Here is a 19,900-nt window from a genome sequence, read left to right on the forward strand (position 1 = left end):
GCCCTTCCACATCGGCCGCGAGGCTCTCCGAACCGGTGCCGAGCGGCCGGATCGGGAGGCCGGTCCGTGGGGGTGCAGATCCGCGTCGCGCCGCGAACGCCTCGGTATCCGGGACTCGGACGAGCATTCCGTCCTCCGCGACAGGCGAACAACGCTCCTGTTCGAGCGCGCGCCTGACGAGCGGGTCGCGACCTGCTCCCGTATCGGCGCGCGAGACGCTGATGACCGCGATCTTCGAGGTGCACGAAAACCGCTCTCCGATCCGGCAAAGTCCCACCCGAGGGAAGTCGCCGGGGCGGCAGCCATCCGGCGGGCCTGTCGGTGATCAGGACAAGGGGTACGCGTCGGGTCGCACGTGCGTTCGAGGGCTCGGTCGCGCGGGCCTGGCCGAAGCCGAAGAAGGTCGCCCGCAGGGTCATGATCGAAACGATCCGTTTCGATAGTTTCCATTTGTGATTCAGCCTTCCTCCCTCAAGATGGGTCGATCGACGCGTCCTCGGAGCCTCGCACGGGCTGGAGGGCGCAAGCGCACCCACGAAAGGATTTCGCCATGGCTGTCGAAGCATCCGGTGCTGGAAGCGAGCTCGTCCAGGTCGTCGCCCTCCTCGCGGCCGGCGTCATCGCCGTCCCGCTGTTCAAGCGGCTCGGCCTCGGCTCGGTGCTCGGCTACCTCCTGGCGGGACTGGCGATCGGCCCCTTCGGTCTGGGCCTGTTCACGGATGCCCACGCCATCCTCCACGTGGCCGAGCTCGGCGTCGTGATGTTCCTGTTCATCATCGGGCTGGAGATGGAGCCCTCCCGGCTCTGGGGCATGCGCCGCGCGATCTTCGGTCTCGGCCTCGCCCAAGTGGGCGCCTGCATCGCGGCCCTCACCCTGGTCGGGCTCGCCCTGGGCTTCCCAGTCACCGTCGCCTTCGTGGCCGGCACCGGCTTCGTGCTGACCTCGACCGCGATCGTCATGCAGCTCCTCGAGGAACGCGGCGCGCTCTCGACGCCGAAGGGTCAGCGCATCGTGGCGATCCTGCTGCTGGAGGATCTCGCCATCGTCCCGCTCCTCGCCGCCGTCGCCCTTCTCGCGCCGGGCGGGAGCGCAGCGAGCGCGACGGAGCGCGCGGTCACGGTCGCCATCGCCCTGGTCTCGGTCTGCGCGCTCGTGGCCGCGGGCCGTTGGCTGCTCAACCCGCTGTTCCGCCTCCTCGCGGCCTCCAAGGCGCGCGAGGTCATGACGGCCGCAGCCCTCCTGGTCGTGCTCGGTTCGGCCCTCGCGATGCAGCTCGGCGGGCTCTCGATGGCGATGGGCGCCTTCCTGGCCGGCGTCCTTCTCTCGGAATCGAGCTTCCGCCACCAGCTGGAGGCCGATGTCGAGCCGTTCCGCGGCATCCTGCTCGGCCTGTTCTTCCTGGGCGTCGGGATGTCCCTCGACCTGACCGTGATCGCCGCGAACGCCGGTCTGATCCTGGCGGGCGTCGCCGCCTACATGGCCGTGAAGGGCCTGCTCATCTACGGCGTGGCCCGGATTCTGCGCGCCTCCCATGCCGAGTCGCTGGAGCGCGCGGCCCTCATGGCGCAGGGCGGCGAGTTCGCCTTCGTGCTGTACGCGGCCGCCGCGAGCGCCGGCATCATCGACGGCACGACCAACGCCGTCCTGACAGCCACCATCATCCTGTCGATGGCGATCACGCCGCTGATGGTCGTCGCCTTCGACCGTCTCGGCCCCAAGGCCGCCCTGTCCACCGACGGCGTCGAGGCGCCCGAGGATCTCGTGGGCAGCGCCCTCATCGTCGGGTTCGGTCGCTTCGGTCAGATCGCCAGTCAGCCGCTGATCGCGCAGGGCTGCTCCGTCTCGATCATCGACACGAACCCGGGCAACATCCGTCTCGCCGAGGGCTTCGGCTTCAAGGTCTATTACGGCGACGGCACGCGCCTCGACATCCTCCACGCGGCCGGTGCCGCGACGGCGCGGGCGATCCTGATCTGCGTCGACGACACCGCCATGGCCAGGCGCGTCGCGGAGATCGCCAAGGCGGAATTCCCCCTGGTACCCGTGCTGGCGCGCGCCCGCGATCGGGAACACGCCGTCGAACTGATCCAGGCCGGCGTGGCCTACCAGATCCGGGAGACTGTCGCCTCGGCCCTGCTCCTCGGCGAGCAGGCCCTCCTGACGACCGGCGCCGACCCGGAAGCGGCCAGCGCGATCATGGAAGAGGTCCGGCGCCGCGACGCGGAGCGTCTCGATCTTCAGGTCGTCGGCGGGCTCTATGCCGGCCGGGAGCTCATTCACGGCAACAAGACCGTCTCGGCGCACGGCGCCGGCTAGTGGGCGACCGGGTCTCGGTTCCACGCCAGCAGGATGCCGGCCCGTCCCGGCAGGTCTTAGGGGCGGGAAGACCGTGTCGCGCAGCCGGGCGTTCGGAGCCTTCGGGGCGCCGAACGCCCGGCCGTCGATGGCGCGGCGCACGCAGGCGAAGATCCGGCGACACGGCATGCCCGGTGCACCCGGCGGCCTCGCCCGGCTCGGACACGACCGCGCCCGGAGGGAGCCACCGCGCGCCACGCTCCTCCGTCCGACGGGCTGCGAAGGCAGAGCCTCCAGGCGTCCGCGACGGTCTCGACCGATCCGATGCGTCGGCTCGGCGAACGGAGCTCTCGTGACCGGCGCCGCAGGCGCCCCCGCGGTGCCGCGGCCTCGGCTAACCCTCGATCGATGGCGCCGGTTGCAAGCGGCACCCGTCTGGAACAAAATGGGAACCACCGCCCGGTGCGGCGACAGTCCTATCGGTCAGCGACATGCCACCTCCGAGCTCCGGTCGCACGCTGTTCTTCTTCGAGAAGCCCTCGGCGATGCGCCAGCTGCAGCGCTTCTTCCGCTCGCCGAGCACGGTCTGCGTGGCCGCGGAGGGACACCTGCTGTCGGCCGAGGAGCCGGGCAGCATCCGGCCCGAGTGGAAGCCCTGGCGCTTCGACGTCCTCCCGATCGTCCTCGCCACGATCCCGGTCGGCTACGGGACGAACCGGTCCGGCCAGTCGCACGAGTCGAAGATCGCCGCGATCCGGCAGGCGCTGACCGGCGTCGAGCGCGTGATTATCGCCACCGATCCCGGTCGTGAGGGCTCGATGATCGCCTGGGAAGTGCTCGAGCATCTCGGCTGGCACGGGCGTGTCGACCGGCTCAAGCTCGGCGCGCTCGACGAAGTGTCGATCCGACGCGCCTTCGCGGCCCTGGCCAAGGATCCCGACTCGGGCGAGCGGGACTACGCCGCCTACCTCGAGGCGCTCTGCCGGCAGTACGAGGACTATCATCTCGGCCTGAACGGCACGCGGGCGATCTCGCTGCGCCTGCGCCCGCCCGCCTTCCGGGAGCCGTGGCGCTTCGGCGGCGTGCAGACGCCCACCCTCGCCATCCTGACGGATTTGGAGGAGCGGATCCGGTCCTTCGTGCCGCAGGACTTCTTCAAGGTCGCGGTGCACCTGGCCACCCGCTCGGGCGCGGAACTCACCCTCTGGCACGCCCCGAAGGAGCGGATCTTCGACGCGGCGATCGCCGAGACGATCCGGTCCGCCGCGGCGACGTGGTCGGGCCCTCTGGCGGTCGCGCACAAAGATGTCCGGCGAGCACCGCCCCGGCTGTTCTCGAAGGATACCCTGGCGCGGCGCTGCGCCAAGCGGTTCGGCTGGGACCCGCAGCACACGGCCGGCGTCGCCCAGGACCTCTACGATCAGGGGTACCTCAGCTACCCGCGCACGGAGTCCGAGCACCTGCCGGAGGGCCAGGCCGGCGATGCCGCCGCGGTCATCGCGGCCGTCACGACCGTCCTGACCGATCTGAACGCGGTGGTTCCGCGAGACGCTGCGCCGCTGATCCGTCGCGGTCTCAAGGGCCACTACGTCGCGGATCCGGGCGAGCACCACGCCATCGTGCCCCTGCGCAAGGCGCCCGAGCGCGGCCGTCTCGGCGCCGATCAGTTCCGAGTGTGGGAGCTCGTGGCGAAGGCCTACCTCGCCGCGCACCTTCCCGACGGTGTCGACGCGCGCACGAGCGTCACGGCGGAGGTCGAGACACCGCTCGGCGTGAAGCGGTTCGCCGTCTCCGGCAGCGTCGTGCGCGCGCCCGGTTGGCGCGCGATCTACGGCAGCGAGGCCGAGGCCGAGGCGGACGTCGTGCCCGGCAAGGCCAAGCGCGAGGCGGAAGCCACCGCCACCCGCCTGCCGCTCGTGACCGACGGCGAGGCCGCCTCCGCCGCGACGGCGGACGTCGCCACCGCGATGACCGAGCCGCCGCGGCGGATCACCCGGGGCGAGTTGCCGGTGGTGATGGGTCGGCTGATCGACCAGGTGGACGATCCGGCCGCCAAGCGCGCCCTGGAGAACCCGGCCAACCCGAACGAGCCGAAGGGGCTCGGGACCGCCGCGACCCGGGACACGATCCTGCCCAAGCTCCTGAAGAGCCGCTACATCATGCTGTCCACGGGAAAGGATCCGGCCATCGAGGTCACCGAGGTCGGCCGGACCTTCATCCGCGCGGTGCGCGGGGTGTTCCCGGCCTACGGGGATCCGGTCGGGCGCGCCATGTTCGAGGCGGAGCTCGCCGAGATCGGACGGGCGGCCACGCGGGCCGAGGCCGTCGCGCGCGCGAACGCCTTCCGGCAGCGCACCCGCGCCCGTCTCGACGACCTGATCGCCGCGATTGCGCAGGCGCCGGCGGTCAGCCTCGATCCGAGCCTGATCCCAGCCGGTCAGGGCGACCAGCGGCCACCGACGCCGGCCATGATGGCGTTCGCGGTGAGCCTCTCCGAGCGGAAGGGCGTGACGCTGCCGCGCGGCTGCAGGAGCAGCATCAGCGTCTGCCGCGCGTTCCTCGACACCCATGCCGGACCGCGCGCCGCGCAGGCGGACCACGCCGGCGGCCAGCGGATCCCGAGCGCGGCGATGCTCGGCTACGCGCGCAGCCTCGCCCAGCAGCGCGGCGTCCCGTGCCCTCCGGAGGCGGAGACCGACTTCGACGCGTGCCGCCGCTTCCTCGACGCGCACGCCGCGCCGCCGCGGCAGGGGAGGGGCGAGGCGAGTGCCGGAGGGCCGAAGGGCAAGAAATCCGCGGAGCGGGAGAAGCGGCGGGGCCGGTCGGCCCGGACGCCGCGACCAGCGACGGCACGCCGCCGGGCCTGAACCGCTTCGGCGGGCGTGTCGGGAATCGCGGCGCCCGGCGGCAGCGCCCGGGCTCGGGCGCGCCTCAGGCCTCGACGTCCTGGGAGCGCAGCCAGCGCGCGATCGCCGCGACCGCGTGGGCCTGCTCGGCCGCGGTCAATTCCCGGCCCGCGGGAATCGCGTGCCACTTGGCCAGACAGCCGCGGCAGCAGATTGCCGACGCGTGCTGCGCTGTGAAGACGGGGTGGCCGCGGAAGGGCGTCTGCTTGCCGTCGTTCCTGGGCTCGGCGGGCGCGAGGCGTCGCCGCACGAAGTCCCGCGCATGGTCCAGGACCGTCGGGAGCCCCTTCGCCCGGAGATAAGCGCGATCGGCGGGCGCCAGCCGGAATCGTCGACGGAACGCGGAGTGCGGGAGACGGTCGAACACCTCGTCGAGCGCTCGCATGCGCGCAGGTCCCGGTCTACCGATCGCCGGTCGGGCCGGCATGGCTTCGGCTACGAGCGGTATTCCATGCATCCATCAGACGCCATCGCCGTCGGTACCGCGGGCTGGAGCCTGCCCAAGACCTACGCGCCGCGATTTCCAGAGGCGGGCAGCCACCTGGAGCGGTACGCACAGCGCTTTCCCGCCGTCGAGATCAACTCCTCCTTCTATCGGCCCCATCGGGTGACGACGTACGCGAAATGGGCCGCGGCGGTGCCGGACGGGTTCCGCTTCGCCGTGAAGGTGCCGCGGTCGGTCACGCACGAGCGGCGCCTCATCGGAGCGGACGAGCCCCTCGCGCGCTTCCTCGGTGAGGTCGCAGGTCTCGGGACGAGGCTCGGGCCGCTGCTGCTCCAGCTCCCGCCGAGTCTGGCCTTCGACAGCCCGTCCGCGGCGTCCTTCCTGACGGAATTCCGGCGGCGCTTCCCGGGCGACATCGTCTGTGAGCCGCGCCACGCCACGTGGTTCACCCAGGATGTCGATCGCCTGCTCGTCGGCCTCGCGATCGCCCGCGTCGCGGCCGACCCCGCGCCGGTCCGGAACGCCGCCGTGCCCGGCGGCTGGCCGGACCTCGTCTACTACCGGCTCCACGGCTCGCCGCGGATGTACCACTCGGCGTACGAGCCGCGCGTCCTGTCCCGGATCGCCGAGCGACTCGAAGAGCACGAGGCCCTCGGCCGTCGCGCGTGGTGCATCTTCGACAACACCGCGGCGTTCGCGGCGATCGGTGACGCCCTCGACATGCTCGCGCGCGTCGGGACCCGGCAGGGATCCGATTCACGAAAGACCGGACAGTGATCTCACGGGGATGGAGAGGATTGTCGCGTGCCGGCACTGACCTGCGTGCCGGCAGGGGCGGCGCCGACAACAGACGGTGTCGCGCACCAGCCCCGGGTCAGAGCCCGCAGCGCGCCGGGCCGCGGAGATCCGAGCGCTCGCGGTAAAACCGTGCGGCGCGCGGGTGCCGCGCTGTCGGATCAAGCCGATCGACCGAGATAAGCGGAGAGATCGGGCTCCTCGGATCGCCCGTCGAACAGCTTCGCGGTGACGCGGCGAACCACGGGCCGACTCGCGACGTCCAGGGCCGCGTGGAGGAGACGGATGCCGGTCCGCGTCCGCGGATTCATGAGCTTCGGCGCGAGCTTGGGAACACTCTGCGCCCGCTCGACATACGGGCGCATCGCCCGTTCGTACGCCGCGAACGCGGCCCCGACCGTGTCGGCGCGGGCCAGCTCGCCGGCCAGCACGCAGGCGCCGGTGACCGCCAGCGTCGTTCCGATTCCCGCGAGCGGCGTCGCGCACCAAGCCGCGTCGCCGGTCAGCGCGACGCGGCCGGACGACCAGCGCTTCATCCGCACCTGGCGCAGGACGTCGAGGTAGAGATCGTCCGCCCCGTCCAGACCAGCCACGACGCGCTCGGCTTGCCACCCGGCGCCCTCGAAACGCGCCCGCAGGAACGCCTTCTGCCGGGCGATATCCCATTCCTGCTCGCCGCCGGGCGGTTGACGGAGCGTCAGCATCGCGCGCGTGGTGCCGTGCTGGTCCGGCCGCAGCGAGATACTGCGGCCGCCCCTCGCGTTGAACCAGCGCCACATCCGGTCGTCGTCGGGGGTTCGGGGAATGGTGAAGTAGGCGATGGTCAGATCCATCCAGCGCGGCGCATTCTCCCCGGGAAAGACGAGCTCGCGGGTCGATGAGCCGACGCCCTCGGCCACGATCACCGCGTCGTAGCGTTCCGTCGCGCCGTTCGCGAAGGTGACGGCGACCGCGTCCTCGTCCTCCGCGACGCGGGCCACGCGGTCGCCGAAGCGGTAGCGGGCCCGCTCCCGGGCCGGCTCGTAGAGAAGGCGGGCCAGGTCGCCGCGCAGGATCTCCATCTCGGCGGTCGGGCCATCGCCCGCGGACCCGGCGACGTCGAATCGCGCGGCGACCCGCCCCTGACCGTCGATCCAGGCCGTCCCCTCCTCGCCGGTACCGCTGTCGAGGGCGGCCCGCTCCAGGCCCATCCGGCGCAGCACCGTGCGACCGACGCCGCGCACGTCGATGTTCTGCCCACCATCCCGGAAGGCGGGCGCGCGCTCGACCACGGTCACGTCGAAGCCGCTGCGGCCGAGCCACCAGGCCGCCGTGTTGCCGGCGATGCTGGCGCCGGTGATCAGGATGCGACGCGCCATACCGAAGCGACCTCCGGGGGACCCAACACCGTCCGGTGGACCAGGTTGCCACCGCCGATATCGGCCGCTCGCGCCGGCACGCCGGGCTGTGACCCGCGAGCAAGATCACCGGAACGGCTGCCCGGCCATCGCGATGATCCCGGCCGCATCGTCCGCCACGGCATCGATGCTCGCCTCATCGCTCCCGAACAGATCCGTCGACGACTGTGGAGATCGGTGCGCATCCATCGAGGGACGATGACACCGCCAATCTACCTGGAGCCCGACAATCCGAAGACGATCGCCGAGGCTGCGACGAGGAGCGGGGCCCAGAAATGGACCAGGCCGCCGCCGCTCCAGACGGTGAACGTCTCCCGGCATCCCGTCGTGTTCATCGCGCATCCCAGAGGGACGAAGTACATGAACCACACGAAGGTCGCGATGACGAGAAGTGTTCCGAAAACCAGCGCGGCGCCCCGCATCGACGACATCCTCGTGCCCGCACCTGTCGGTGCGCGCTCTGCATCGGCTCAGGGCCGCGAACGGATCCCACCCTGCCAGGACTGACGACCTCTGTCGCTCCGTCCTTGGACGCGGTCGCGCTCTTCGACAGGGAGCCTGGAGCGGGACCTCGCGAGATCCGCTCCGGCCCGTCCGCCCCCGGTGAGATGCCGCGGAGGCGGACGCCGGGGGGAGAAGGGCTCGGCCCGGAGCGCCCGCTCGGGCCGGCCGGGTCCGGCGCTACCGCGGGCCGCCGCCGCGCCGCCGCGCGATCTCATGGCCCGCACTGTCGAGGGCGCCCGACGGTGCGAGGCCGTCGTTGGGCACGGGCCGCATGCCATCGTGCGCTTCGCGCGTGGACGGCCGCGCGGGACCGGGATCGCCGGCGGCCTGCCTCATCGCCAGCGCCCTGCGGGAGCTCGTGACCAGGCGACCGCGCGCCCGGGCGTTGCGCCTGCGCTCGCTCTCCTTGCTGGCACGCTTCACCGCGGCCGCCAGCACCGCGGCCTTCCGGCGTGTCCCGGTGTTGTCCGTCGCGGCCCGCGCGCCGGACGGGTCGGCCTTGCCGCGCAGCTCGCGGCGCTGCCGGCGGGAGATATGCCGCGCGCGGTCCCGGCTTTCCCGAAGACGCGCGACCAGCTCCGCCAAGCCGCCGTCATCGGCCTCGGCGAGCCTGGGATGATGCGAGCGCGCGACGAGATCGGCCTCGTCGACGCTCAGGAGACGGGCTTCGTGACGGCTCGATCGGGACATGGGCACTCCAGGTAGCGACGCGGGTGGCGAGGCGGGTGGTGAGGCGGGCAGGGCGGAACGCGCGGCGGTCAGGCGGGCCCGCCCAGGGTCGGACTCCGGCGCAGCGCCGTCTCGCGCAGGGACCGGTCGGCGTAGGTGCCCTGCACCGCCGGGCGGCCGCCGTGGTCGAACAGGTCGAGCATCAGGGCGCTGTGGATGAAGCCGAGATGGCTGAACGCCTGCGGGAAGTTCCCCAGGAACGCGCCGTCCGGCGCGACCTCCTCGGCGTAGAGCCCGACGTCGTTCTGGAGGGCGCGCAGGGCGTTGAAGCGCAGCCGCGCCTCCGCGTCCCGGCCGAGCCAGAGCAGCGCGTCGACCAGCCAGAAGGCGCAGAGCAGGAAGGTGCCCTCGTGGCCGGGCAGGCCGTCGCCGTTGCGGTAGCGGTAGACGAGGTGGCCGTGCCCGAGGCGCTCGATGACGACGTCCACGGTCCGGGCGAAGGCGGCCTCGTCGATCGGGAAGCCGACCATGGGCGCCATCAGCAGGGCGGCATCGACGTCGTCCCCGCCGAGGTATTGCGGGTAGTAGCCGTCCCGGTGGATCCCCGGGCCGTTCACGCACGCGACGATCCGGTCGCGCTCCCGGCACCAGGTCTCGCGCGGGCCGAACAGGCGGATCGCCCGGTCCAGGGCGACCCAGTTCATGATCGCCGCGTGGAGGTAGCGCTGCTCGGGCTTGCGCGGCTCCCAGAGGCCCGCGTCGGGCCGGTGCCAGTGCGCGGCGGAGATGTCGGCCAGCCGGGCGCCGTGCCCGTGCATCGCGTCCGGGAGCGTGCCGCCCAGGCGTGTGTAGAGGTAGAGCAGGTCGAGCACCTGTCCGTACGCGTCGGCCTGATGCTGCTCGGCGGCCTCGTTGCCCGCCCGAACCGGCGCGCTGCCCCGCCAGCCCTCGAAATGCGCGATCGTGGCCTCGGTGAGATCGGCCTCGCCCGAGACGCTGTAGAGCGGCCGCAGCCGCCCCTTCGCCCGCGCGCAGAGTTCGGCCACGAACCCGAAGAAGGCCTCGGCTTCGCGCAGCATGCCGAACTTCTTCAGGACGTAGAAGGACAGGCACGCGTCGCGGATCCAGCAGAACCGGTAATCCCAGTTGCGGATCCCGCCGATCTCCTCCGGCAGCGAGGTCGTGGCCGCCGCCACCATCGCGCCGGTCGGCGCGTAGGTCAGCGCCTTGAGCACGAGCGCCGACCGGATCAGCTCGTCCGCGAGCGGCCCGGTATAGGCGGCGTCCTGCGTCCACAGCACCCAGGCGCTGCGCGTCCGCTCCATCAGGGCGCGCGCGTCCGGCGGCGCGTCCGGCAGGGCATCGCCGTAGAGGCTGAAGCTCCGCGCCTGCCCGCCCTCCAGGACGAACCGCGCCGCGGCGCCGGTCCCGTCCCGCACGAACTCGACATCCGCGACGAGGCCCGGGCATCCCGGTGCCGTCACCCGTCCGCCCGCGATCTCCGGCGGCGCGACGGCCTCGGCGAAGCCCGCCAGCGGCCGGTAGGCGACCGCGATCGGGACGCGGCCCGACACGCCGCTGACGTGCCGGACCAACCGGGGCCGGTCCGGGCCGCCCTCCGGCCCGACCATGAAGTCGTGCAGGGTCACGAAGCCGTCCGGCGTGGTGAAGGTGGTCTCCAGGATGTTGCTGCGGCTCAGGTACTGCCGCGTCGTCTCGTACCGCCCCTCGGGGCGGATGGAGAAATGGCCGCCACGCCGGCGGTCGAGCAGCCGGGAGAAGGCCGGGTCGGCGTCGAAGCGCTCCAGGCAGGCCCAGTCGATCGACCCGTCGCGGGCGACGAGCGCGCACCCCTCGCAGTTGCTGAGGAGGGCGTAGGCTTCGATGGGCTGATAGGGGCGCTCGCCCGCGTCGGTCATGGAATCTCCTGAGGGTCGGGCTCCGACGCCCGGGCCGAGGGCGCGCGAGGAACGGGTTCCGGCCGGATCCGCTGGGTCAGGCGCAGAGCCGGAAGGCCGGCTCCAGCAGCCCCCGCGCGCCCACGTCGATCAGGATGGTTCGGCCGTGCTCCGGATCCTCGGCGCGGTCCGCCGCGTCCATGCCCTCGTAGGCGGACGTGACCAGCAGGCGGTCGAGGTCGCGGCCCGCGAAGGTCGGGCAGGTCGGTTGCCGCATCGGCACCGAGACGGTGCGGACCCGCTCGCCCGCGGGGCTGTAGGCGTCGAGGCAGCCGGCGCCGAAGCGCGCCGTCCAGATCAGGCCCTCGGCATCGACGGCGGCCCCGTCGATCGCGCCCTCGCCGCCGCGATGGTCGAAGTGGATCGCGACCGGCCCCCGCGGCAGCCCGGTCCTCGGGTCGAGCGGCACGCGGTGAAGCACGCCGACGTCGGTATCGACGAAGTAGCCGGTGGCGCCGTCCGGCGAGAAGCTGATGCCGTTGGGGATCGTCAGGCCACCGAAGAGGCGGTGCACCTTCGTGCCGGCCACGTGATAGATCGATCCACGCCCCTTAGTGGCGTCGCGATCCATCGTGCCGATCCACAGGGCCCCGCTCGGATGGACGCGGCCGTCGTTGGAGCGGTTGTCGAGCAGATCCTCCTCGAGGGGGCAGAGCATCCGGATGTCCCCGTCCCGGATCGACCGGACATAGAGACCGTCCTCCGCCGAGAGCAGCTGGTGGGCGCCGTCGATCGCCGCGACGTCGCTGACCTGGACGGGCAGGACGTGGACCAGCGCCTTCTGGGCGCTGGCGATCGGCTTCTCGAACAGGCGCGCTTCCAGGATATCGACCCACCACGCCGTCCCGGTACGCGGATCGTAGCTCGGCCCTTCGCCGAGGTGGCAGCGCACCTGGCTGAGGATTCGGATGTCGTGTGGAGGACGCAACTGCTCGTTCCCGTTCGTGCCAGTCGATGAGTGAGGCGGACCTGTCGCGACGGTGTCAGCACCCGTCGCAGACGCTGCCGAGGACTGCGTCGAGGTCCTTCTGCCGGCGCGTCCGCTCGCGCGGATCGTGCAGCGGCGCGGCCCCCGCGCCGGGCGGCACCGTCTGCCCCACCGACGAGCGGTACGGCGCGTTGATCGTGGTCTCAGGGCCGCCGCCCGTCCCCGTGAACGGGGCTGCCAGCGCCGCATGGATGCCGATGAACGGCGCGACGAGGCCGATGACCGCTCCGCGCGTCAGTGCTGTTCCGACAGTCATGGCGAGCCTCCCGATTCAATCTCCGCTCTGATGTGCCTGCGCGGCGGGACGCGCCCGTCCTCGCGGCGAGAACCGACGACCGGCAGGAGATCCGCGAGCGACAACCCGGGCATCGGGTGCGCCCGCCCCGCGCCAGACAAGAGCAGCGACGCCGTTCGCATGTAATCGTCGTTTAATCCGCAGTCTCGGCAAAATCACGAGCCGTGAATGGGCCCGTAATATTCCGCCGCGATGGCAATGTAGGCGACGACATGCAATCGCGGAGTGCCCCCACGCACGCATCGGCGCGGATTAAACGCGGCGCGCCGCCCGCTGACGGATGTCGGGAAGGATCAGCCCTCAGTCAGATCAATGCACGCGCGGTCACGCGGCTGGCGACGCTGCCCTCAGGATCCGGAGCGGGGCAGGGCGTCGAGCGACAGGCCGGCCCGCAGGGCGCGCCGACGCCGAGCGCCGCGACGGTTGCGGCGCGGCGGGCCTCGATCGGAGTTCGCGCGCGCGCGCGGTCCCCGTCACGTCCTGCCGGCCGGCGCCTCGGGCGGGGACACGAGCCCGGCGCCCAGGGCGATCCAGACGAGGTGTGCATCGGTGCGGGCACCGAGCTTGGCGCGGATCCCCGACAGGTTGTTGTGCACGGTCTTCAGGCTCACGCAGAGGGCCTCGGCCACGGCCTGCGCGGTCATTCCCGCCGCGGTCAGGCTCAGGATCTCGACTTCCCGCGGGCTCAGCGCGTCGACCGCCGCGCGCCCGCCCGCAACGTCGTCCTGGGCGATCGCGCGCGCGATGTCGGCGCTCATCGCCCGCTCGCCGCGCAGCACGGCGGTCACCGCCGCCAGCAACTCGCGCGGCGGGCTCGCCTTGCTGACATAGCCACACGCCCCGGCGGCGAAGGCTTGGCGCGCGACGACGGCCCCGGTGCGCATGCTGAAGACGAGGATGCGGGCCGTTCTGTCCCACTGGCGGATGTGCCGGATGGCCTCGATGCCGCTCGGTCCCGGAAGCGACAGGTCGAGGATCACGAGATCCGGCCCGTGTGCCTTGTACTGGCGGTAGGCGTCCGCCGCGCTCGCCGCCTCCGCCGTCACGGCGAGTCCCGGCTGGCGCTCGATCAGGCGGCGGTAGCCCTCGCGCACGACCGGATGGTCGTCGACGAGGAGGATGGACGCGGCCATGGCGCCTCAGCCCGCGGTCGGGACGGTCGCGCAGGCGCGGATCCCGTTGCCGGTGCCGGTCAGCGCGAGGGTGCCCCCGAGGGCGGCGAGGCGCGCGCGGATGCCGACGAGCCCGCGGCCCGTCCCGGACGCCGTGCGGGACACATCGCCCCTGCCGTCGTCGTCCAGGGTGAGCGTCACCGACCGCGCTCCGGTCTCCGCCCGGACGACCCGCAGGAAGATCCGGCTCGGACGCCCGTGGCGGAGGGCGTTGGTCAGGAGCTCCTGCGCGACGCGGTAGAGACTCGCCGCGACGGTCACCGGCATGTCGGCGAGGTCGCCGACCACGTCGAGATGGAGGGCCGGGCCGGACCTGAGCTGCCCCCGCCAATCCGCCACGAGGCCCCGCAGCGCGTCCTCCAGCCCGGTCTCGGCGAGATCGGGCAGTTCGAGGCGCGCCAACGCCCCGCGCAGGCTCTCCCGCATGCTGGCGATCACGGCCTCGATGCCGCGCGCGTCCGCGCGGAGATCCTCGCGGTCGTGGGGCGCGGCGAGTTCGATCGCGGCCGCCCGCGCGCCCGCGGCTGCGAGGCACTGGCCGAAGGCGTCGTGCAGGTCCCGCGCGAGCGCCTGCCGCTCCTCTTCCTGCACCGTGACGAGCCGCTGCATCAGCTCCGCGCGCGCGGCCTCGGCGCGGACGAGACGGTCGGCGAGATCGTCGCAGGCGCGGGCGATCCGGTCGAACTCGGCGGCTGCGAAGCGCGGCAGCGGCGACCGGGCGCGGGCCGCGTCGACGTTCGCCAGCCCGTGCACGATCTGCCGGGCCGGCGCGACGAGGCGCGTGACGGCGAGCCAGTTGAGAAGCAGTGTCGCCGCCGTCAGAGCGAGCGCGAGCCCGCCGGCGAGGCGAACCCGCTGCCAGACACGGGCCGCCGCGGCGGTCGGGTCGGGCCAGGACGTGACGCTGCCGATCGCGCGCTCCCGATAGACGACGGCGCGGATCGTCGGCTCGACCGCGGCGTCCGCCGCCCGAAACCACCCGGGCGCGGCATCGAGGCCATCCCAGTCGCCGCAGACCCGCCGGGGCGGTTCGACGCCGAGCTGGATGTCGGCGCAGATCCCCGGAAGGAGCGTGAGGATCGCCGGTGCGGGCTGCGGCGGCGCGGCGGCCATCGCGACCGGGCCGGCGCTGCCGAGGCCTGGCTGACGCGCGAGCTGCGCGGCGATCCGGTCCGCCGAGATCGCGGCCTCCCGCCGCAGGCTCGCTTGTGCCGCGCAGCCGGTCCAGGCGACGGCGCCGGCCAAGCACAGGATGGCGACCGCGAGGAGGCGTAAGCCGAGATGCGCGGGCAGGCTCATGGGGGCGAAACGGCCGGGCTCGAGACGACGCGCCGATTTGGCACCGGGACCGGGCCGGCGCGCAAGCTGTGCCGATCAGCGCGGGAAGAATGCCCGGTCGCGGGCGGGAGGCCGTCCCTGGCCCGACGCCGACACGCACCGCAGGATGGCGGCGTCCCGTCTCCCGCGGAGCCCGCCATGGCCCTTCATCTCTCCCGCCGCAGGCTGCTCGCCGCCTCCGCCCTGCTGCCGCTCGGCCTGCGCGAACCCGCCGCGGCCGCGCCTGGACCCTATCGGGTCGGCGCGCTCACCGTGACGCCGCTGCGCGACGGGCTGTTTCCGCTGGAGCCGCGCATGATGCCGGCGGCCGAGAGCCCGGCCGGACGGGCGCTGTTGCAGGGGGCCGGTCTCAGCGCGGACGGTCCGTCGCCGGAGCCGGTCAACGCCTTCCTGATCCGGCGCGGCGCGCGCCACTGGCTGCTGGATGCGGGCTGCGGCACCGTCTTCGGACCGGGCTTCGACCGCGTGACCGCCGCGCTCGCGGCGGAGGGCGTGCGGCCCGATCAGGTCGAGACCATCTGGCTGAGCCACCTCCACGCCGACCACGTGGGCGGTCTCCTGACGCCGGAACGCCTGGCGCGGTTCGCGAACGCCGAGCTCGTGGTGCAGGCGCGCGAGGTCGCCTACTGGACCGATGCCGGGGCCCGGGCCTCCGCGCCCGCCGCCCTGCGCCCGATGTTCGAGACGGCGCAGGCCGTGCTCGCCGCCTACCGCGCTCGGACCCGCCGCGTCTCGGGCGAGGCGGAACTCGCCCCCGGCATCCACGCGCTGCCGCTACCCGGCCATACGCCGGGGCACATGGGCGTGCTGATCGCGGACGGCGCGGACCGGTTACTGATCTGGGGCGACATCGTCCACTCGCGGCTCCTGCAGATGCCGCACCCGGATTGGACGGTGATCTGGGACACCGACCCGGCGGAGGCGATCGCGACCCGCCGGCGCGTCCTCGATCGCGCGGCGACGGAGGGCCTGAGCGTGACCGGGATGCATCTCTCCGCCCGGGGGCGGATCGAGCGGACCGATGCCGGATACGCGCTGGTCTAGAGGTCCCGAGGCGCGGCGCCGCAGCGGGCGCGGTGGCGGGTCGGGCCCCGCCCGGCGCGTCGCGGGGGCTCGGGCGAGGCCGATGCCCCCGGCAGCACGAGCACGGCCTCCGCCGACCTGACCGGGCGAGGGGGGCCCGCGTCGGGACGACGGGGCGCGGCCGCAGCGGTCCTCAGCGAGCCGTCCCGGGCGCCGTGGACCCGGTGACGTCGCCCGGTCCCGACCGGATCGCCCAGAGTTCCGTGGGAAGGCTGATCGGCGCGCCCGGCTTGTAGTCGGCCGAGTCCTGGATGTGCGACGTCGTCACGTAGATCGTGCCGTCCGGTCCCTCGCTGAACGTGTCCGGCCACCGCAGCTGCGGGTCCTGCACCAGGGTCGTGAGGCCGCTCCCCTTGCCGGTCAGGTCGCGGACCTTCACGGCGTTGTCCTGCGGCGAGGTCACGTACATCCGGCCGTCCTTGCGGGCGATCAGCAGGCCGTCGGCGGGGCCGTTCTCGCCGACCGTCACGATCTTCGATTCCAGCGTCCTGTCGCTGAGCGTCTCGGGCACGAAGGAGGCGGTCGCCCAGCCGGTGAGGGCGTCGGTCGGCAGGCTGTAGAGCGTCTTGCCCTTGATGGCCTGCCAGTACAGGGTCTTCCCGTCCGGCGAGAGGGCGATGCCGTCGGCCGAGAACTCGACGCCGCGGCCGTCCGGGCGGCGCAGCGGCTTGCCGTCGTACTGCACGGTCACGCTCTTGTCCGGCATGGTCGAGGCATGCCCGGACAGCACGCGCTTGGCGGACCCGCTGTCGAGATCCACCACGATCAGCGCCCCCTCGGCGCCGGAATCGGTCAGGTAGGCGGTCTTGCCGTCGGGCGCGATCCGCACGTCGTTGATGTAGGAGGCCTGCAGCACCGTGCTGGTGTCGAACGGGATGGTCTTCACGACCCGGTTGGTCTTCAGGTCGATGCCGACGAGCTTGGGGCCGTCCTTGACCACGTGCGCCATGGCGGGCGCGGCCGCGTCGACCACCCAGAGACGGTCCTGACCGTCGGCCACGACGCTCTGCACGCAGACGAAGTGGGTCTTCGGGTCGACCTCGTCCTTCTTGGCGTTGCGCCAGCTATTCCACTCCGCGTCCGGATAGGGGACAGGCGTGCCGTCCTTCACCTCGGCCACCGAGACGGGCGCGTCCTCGCTCCAGCGGGGGAAGTTGACGAACATGCGCCCGTCGCGGCTGACGGTGATACCCGTGACCTGATGGGCGAAGCCCGCCACCTTCGTGAGTGCCGCGGGCGCGGGCTTCGCGTCCTGAGCCGCGGCGGGACCTGCCAGCACGGCCGCGCCGGACATCAACGACACGGCCAGCCCGGCGCGAACGCCTCCTGCAAGCTTCATAGCGCGCACTCCACGAGGATGGGGGATATCCCCGGCCAACGCCCCAGAGCGCGGCCGGGTCCGGGGTGCGGCGGGATGACTCCGTCAGCCGCGGCCCCAGTCCCGCAGGTCCTGGACGAACAGGTCCGGAGCCTCCATGGCGGCGAAGTGCCCGCCGCGCGGCATCGTCCGCCAGCGCGAGACCGCGTAGCCGCGCTCGAGCCAGTCCCGCGGCGGCGCGGGCGTGCGCGGATCCGGGTAGGCCGCGAAGGCCGTCGGCACCGTGACGCGCCGGCCCGGCGGCATCCGGCGCACGCCCTCAAGCTGCGCGCCGGCGTAGAACCACGTCGCCGTCGCGAAGGAATCGGTCAGGATGTAGAGCAGGGCGTTGGTCAGGAGCTGATCGTTCGAGAACACCTGCGCGAAGGGCCGCTCCCGCAGGTCGGCCCAGTCGTGGAAGCGCTCGACCAGCCAGGCCAGCTGCGCCACCGGCTCGTCCGCCATGGCGTAGCCCAGGGACAGGGGCTTGGTGCCCTGGAGCTGCGCGTAGGCCCCGAGGGCCTGCTGGGTGGCCGCGGCCTGCTTCTGCCAGGCCCGCTCCGCCGCGCTCTCCGGCTCGGCGTCGGGCTGCACCAGCAGGTAGTTCAGGTGGATCGCCTCCAGCGCGTCGGCGTGGTCGAGGCCGAGCCAGGCCGCGACCCCGGCGCCCCAGTCGCCGCCCTGCACCCGGTAGCGCGGGTAGCCCAACGCCTCGCGCATCAGGCGGTCGAACAGCCGCGCCGCGGTGCGCGCCCCGATCGGCGCGGCGGGTTTGCCCGAGAAGCCGAAGCCGGGCAGCGCCGGGATCACGAGGTCGAACGCGTCCTCCGGCCGCCCGCCGTGGCGCGACGGGAAGGCCAGGGGCTCGATCACCGACCAGAACTCGTAGATCGAGCCCGGCCAGCCGTGGATCAGCAGCAGCGGGCGCCGGCCCTCCGCCTCACCGACGACGTGGACCGCGTGCAGGTCGAGATCCTCGACGCGGGCCAGGATCTGCGGGAAGCGGTTGAGCTCGGCCGCGGCGGCGGCCTCGTCGAAGCCGTCGAGCCAGTGGGCGCACAGGGCGGCCAGGACGTCCGGATCGCAGCCGTAGCGCCAGCCGGCCCCCGTCGGCAGGCGCGGCATGCGGTAGGCCCGCACGCGCTCCCGCACCCAGGCCAGCCGCGCCGCGTCCCAGACGACCGTGAAGTCTCGCATGCATGCCTCCGCTCGGATCCGCGTCCCGGGAGCGCGCGGAAGCCAGGTGTCCCTCGCGCGCGCCGCTGACCTGCCTCAACGCGGCTGGGCCGAGACCGTCCCGCCGGTCTCGCCTCCGTCGGCACGACAACCGCTGCCCGCGCGGCGCCGCCCTCGGCGCTCGCGCGTGTCGGGCAGCCGTTGAAGCGGGCGCGGAATGCGGCCGGGGACCGTCTCGGCCACGGCACCGTGCATCAGCCGGGCAGGACGCGCCGCGCCGCCATCGCCCGCCGTGCCAGGAACCCGGCCGCGCTCATGGCGACGATGGCGGCCGCGTAGATGTCGGCGGTGGTCACGTAGCCGATCCGGCGCACCAGATATCCGGCACAGATCACCGGCAGGCTGAAGGCCAGGTAGCTCTCGACATAGTAGGTCGAGAGAAGCCCCGCCCGCTCGCCCGGCTTCGCCAGCGGAACGATCGTCCCGAGGGCACCGAGGAAGCTCGTCCCGAAGCCGGCGCCGCCGACCAACGTCCCGCCGATCAGGACCGGCACGCTCCCGCCGTGCATGCCGGCGAGCACGATGACGAGACCGGTCGTCATGGCCAGCGTCCCGATCGTCAGGTTGGCTGCCGCGTCCCCGCCGCGCCGCTGGACGACCGCGCAGGCGCCCGCGACCATCAGGGCCGCGACCATGACGCCGCTCGTCAACGGTGTCCGGCTGCCCGTCGCGGCGACCACCAGCGAGGGGACGATGGAGAGGTAGAAGCCGCCGAGCATCCAGGTCGCGATGTTGGTCGGCGTGATCGCGGCCAGCGGCCGTCTGGCCTGCGGCGGGACCACGACGCGGGGCCTCAGGGCCCGCAGCGCTCCCGTGCGGCGCTCCCCGGTCTCGGGCGTCAGCCAGAGGAGGGCGGCCTGCGCGACGAACACCGCCCCCAGGATCGCGTAGACGAGACGGAGCGGATGCGGGCCGTACTGCACGAGCGCGCTGGTCCCGAGCGCGCCCACCGCCATCCCGATCAGCGGCATGATCGCGTTCACGAGCTGGGCCCGCCCCCGGTCGACGTCGACCAGCGCGGCGCCCAGGGAACTCGCCGCGATGCCGGTGGCCACGCCCTGGACGAAGCGCGCCGCGATGAGACCCCACGCCCCGTGGGCCGTCGTGAACAGGACCATCGCCACGAGTTCGAGGAGCAGCGCGCCGCAGATCACCGGCCGTCGACCCAGGTGGTCCGAGATCGACCCGGCGACGAGAAGCGCCTTGAGGAGGGCCAGCGCGTAGACCGCGAACACCGCGGTCGTGAGCACGGGGGAGAGCGCGTAGGTCTCCTGATAGAAACGGTACAGCGGCGTCGGCGCGGCGGACGCGGCGAGGAAGGTGCCGAGCACCGCCGCGTGGAAGAACAGCGTGCCGCCGCCCGCGACAGCCACAACTTTCAGGTTGCCGACCCTGGTCATTGACGACCCTAAAGGCTAATCCGTTGCGTTTGATGCGTAGTCCCTCCGCGCCACAAACGCA

General features: G+C 72.9%; 17 protein-coding genes. 5 read left to right on the forward strand and 12 right to left on the reverse strand.

Annotation, left to right across the window (positions count from 1 at the left end):
- The 3 genes from ME121_RS33520 to ME121_RS10025 all read left to right on the forward strand — a co-directional run.
- The coding region (locus ME121_RS33520) for a hypothetical protein (RefSeq protein ID WP_491892831.1) at nt 1-325 on the forward strand (325 nt) is incomplete at its 5' end.
- 225 nt (nt 326-550) lie between these two features.
- Nucleotides 551-2,317 carry a monovalent cation:proton antiporter-2 (CPA2) family protein gene (locus ME121_RS10020; RefSeq protein WP_012329639.1) on the forward strand — a complete coding sequence of 589 codons (1,767 nt, stop codon included), beginning with the start codon at nt 551-553 and terminating at the stop codon, nt 2,315-2,317.
- A gap of 470 nt (nt 2,318-2,787) precedes the next feature.
- Nucleotides 2,788-5,163, forward strand: coding sequence for a type IA DNA topoisomerase (locus ME121_RS10025; RefSeq protein WP_179240048.1), 2,376 nt, complete (start codon nt 2,788-2,790; stop codon nt 5,161-5,163).
- 64 nt (nt 5,164-5,227) lie between these two features.
- Here ME121_RS10025 and ME121_RS10030 read toward each other — a convergent pair whose 3' ends face one another.
- Nucleotides 5,228-5,587, reverse strand: coding sequence for a DUF4186 domain-containing protein (locus tag ME121_RS10030; RefSeq protein ID WP_059408777.1), 360 nt, complete (start codon nt 5,585-5,587; stop codon nt 5,228-5,230).
- Nucleotides 5,588-5,653: 66 nt separating this feature from the next.
- Between ME121_RS10030 and ME121_RS10035 the strand changes: the two genes are divergently transcribed.
- On the forward strand, nt 5,654-6,424 hold the full coding sequence (locus ME121_RS10035; RefSeq protein ID WP_059408778.1) for a DUF72 domain-containing protein: 771 nt from the start codon (nt 5,654-5,656) through the stop codon (nt 6,422-6,424).
- Nucleotides 6,425-6,603: 179 nt separating this feature from the next.
- Here ME121_RS10035 and ME121_RS10040 read toward each other — a convergent pair whose 3' ends face one another.
- The 8 genes from ME121_RS10040 to ME121_RS10075 form a co-directional block, all read right to left on the reverse strand.
- Nucleotides 6,604-7,800, reverse strand: coding sequence for an FAD-dependent monooxygenase (locus ME121_RS10040; RefSeq protein WP_059408779.1), 1,197 nt, complete (start codon nt 7,798-7,800; stop codon nt 6,604-6,606).
- Nucleotides 7,801-8,051: 251 nt separating this feature from the next.
- Nucleotides 8,052-8,261: a hypothetical protein gene (locus tag ME121_RS10045; protein WP_012329634.1), complete on the reverse strand. Its 210-nt coding sequence runs from the start codon at nt 8,259-8,261 to the stop codon at nt 8,052-8,054.
- Between the two features lie 259 nt (nt 8,262-8,520).
- Entirely contained in the window at nt 8,521-9,033 is a 513-nt protein-coding gene (locus ME121_RS10050; RefSeq protein WP_029358073.1) for a hypothetical protein, read from the reverse strand.
- Between the two features lie 68 nt (nt 9,034-9,101).
- The gene (locus ME121_RS10055) at nt 9,102-10,931 is read right to left on the reverse strand and encodes a glycoside hydrolase family 15 protein (protein ID WP_059408780.1); all 1,830 of its coding nucleotides are present in this window, start codon (nt 10,929-10,931) and stop codon (nt 9,102-9,104) included.
- Between the two features lie 76 nt (nt 10,932-11,007).
- Complete coding sequence (locus ME121_RS10060; protein ID WP_012329631.1) at nt 11,008-11,898, reverse strand: SMP-30/gluconolactonase/LRE family protein; 891 nt, start codon at nt 11,896-11,898, stop codon at nt 11,008-11,010.
- A 55-nt stretch (nt 11,899-11,953) separates the two neighbouring features.
- On the reverse strand, nt 11,954-12,214 hold the full coding sequence (locus ME121_RS10065) for a hypothetical protein (protein WP_024827331.1): 261 nt from the start codon (nt 12,212-12,214) through the stop codon (nt 11,954-11,956).
- 512 nt (nt 12,215-12,726) lie between these two features.
- On the reverse strand, nt 12,727-13,386 hold the full coding sequence (locus ME121_RS10070) for a response regulator transcription factor (RefSeq protein ID WP_059408781.1): 660 nt from the start codon (nt 13,384-13,386) through the stop codon (nt 12,727-12,729).
- A gap of 6 nt (nt 13,387-13,392) precedes the next feature.
- On the reverse strand, nt 13,393-14,724 hold the full coding sequence (locus ME121_RS10075; RefSeq protein WP_059408782.1) for a sensor histidine kinase: 1,332 nt from the start codon (nt 14,722-14,724) through the stop codon (nt 13,393-13,395).
- A 177-nt stretch (nt 14,725-14,901) separates the two neighbouring features.
- Between ME121_RS10075 and ME121_RS10080 the strand changes: the two genes are divergently transcribed.
- Complete coding sequence (locus tag ME121_RS10080; RefSeq protein ID WP_059408783.1) at nt 14,902-15,807, forward strand: MBL fold metallo-hydrolase; 906 nt, start codon at nt 14,902-14,904, stop codon at nt 15,805-15,807.
- Nucleotides 15,808-15,979: 172 nt separating this feature from the next.
- On the opposite strand, the gene ME121_RS10085 is transcribed toward ME121_RS10080, so the two are convergent.
- The 3 genes from ME121_RS10085 to ME121_RS10095 form a co-directional block, all read right to left on the reverse strand.
- A complete protein-coding gene (locus tag ME121_RS10085) occupies nt 15,980-17,185 on the reverse strand; it encodes an L-dopachrome tautomerase-related protein (protein ID WP_012329626.1) in 1,206 nt (401 codons plus the stop codon).
- Between the two features lie 84 nt (nt 17,186-17,269).
- On the reverse strand, nt 17,270-18,400 hold the full coding sequence (locus tag ME121_RS10090) for an epoxide hydrolase family protein (RefSeq protein WP_012329625.1): 1,131 nt from the start codon (nt 18,398-18,400) through the stop codon (nt 17,270-17,272).
- Nucleotides 18,401-18,633: 233 nt separating this feature from the next.
- Complete coding sequence (locus ME121_RS10095; RefSeq protein ID WP_012329624.1) at nt 18,634-19,839, reverse strand: MFS transporter; 1,206 nt, start codon at nt 19,837-19,839, stop codon at nt 18,634-18,636.
- Nucleotides 19,840-19,900 lie beyond the last annotated feature (61 nt).

The sequence above is a fragment of the Methylobacterium sp. ME121 genome, from assembly GCF_000974725.1.
GTDB classification, from domain to species: domain Bacteria; phylum Pseudomonadota; class Alphaproteobacteria; order Rhizobiales; family Beijerinckiaceae; genus Methylobacterium; species Methylobacterium radiotolerans.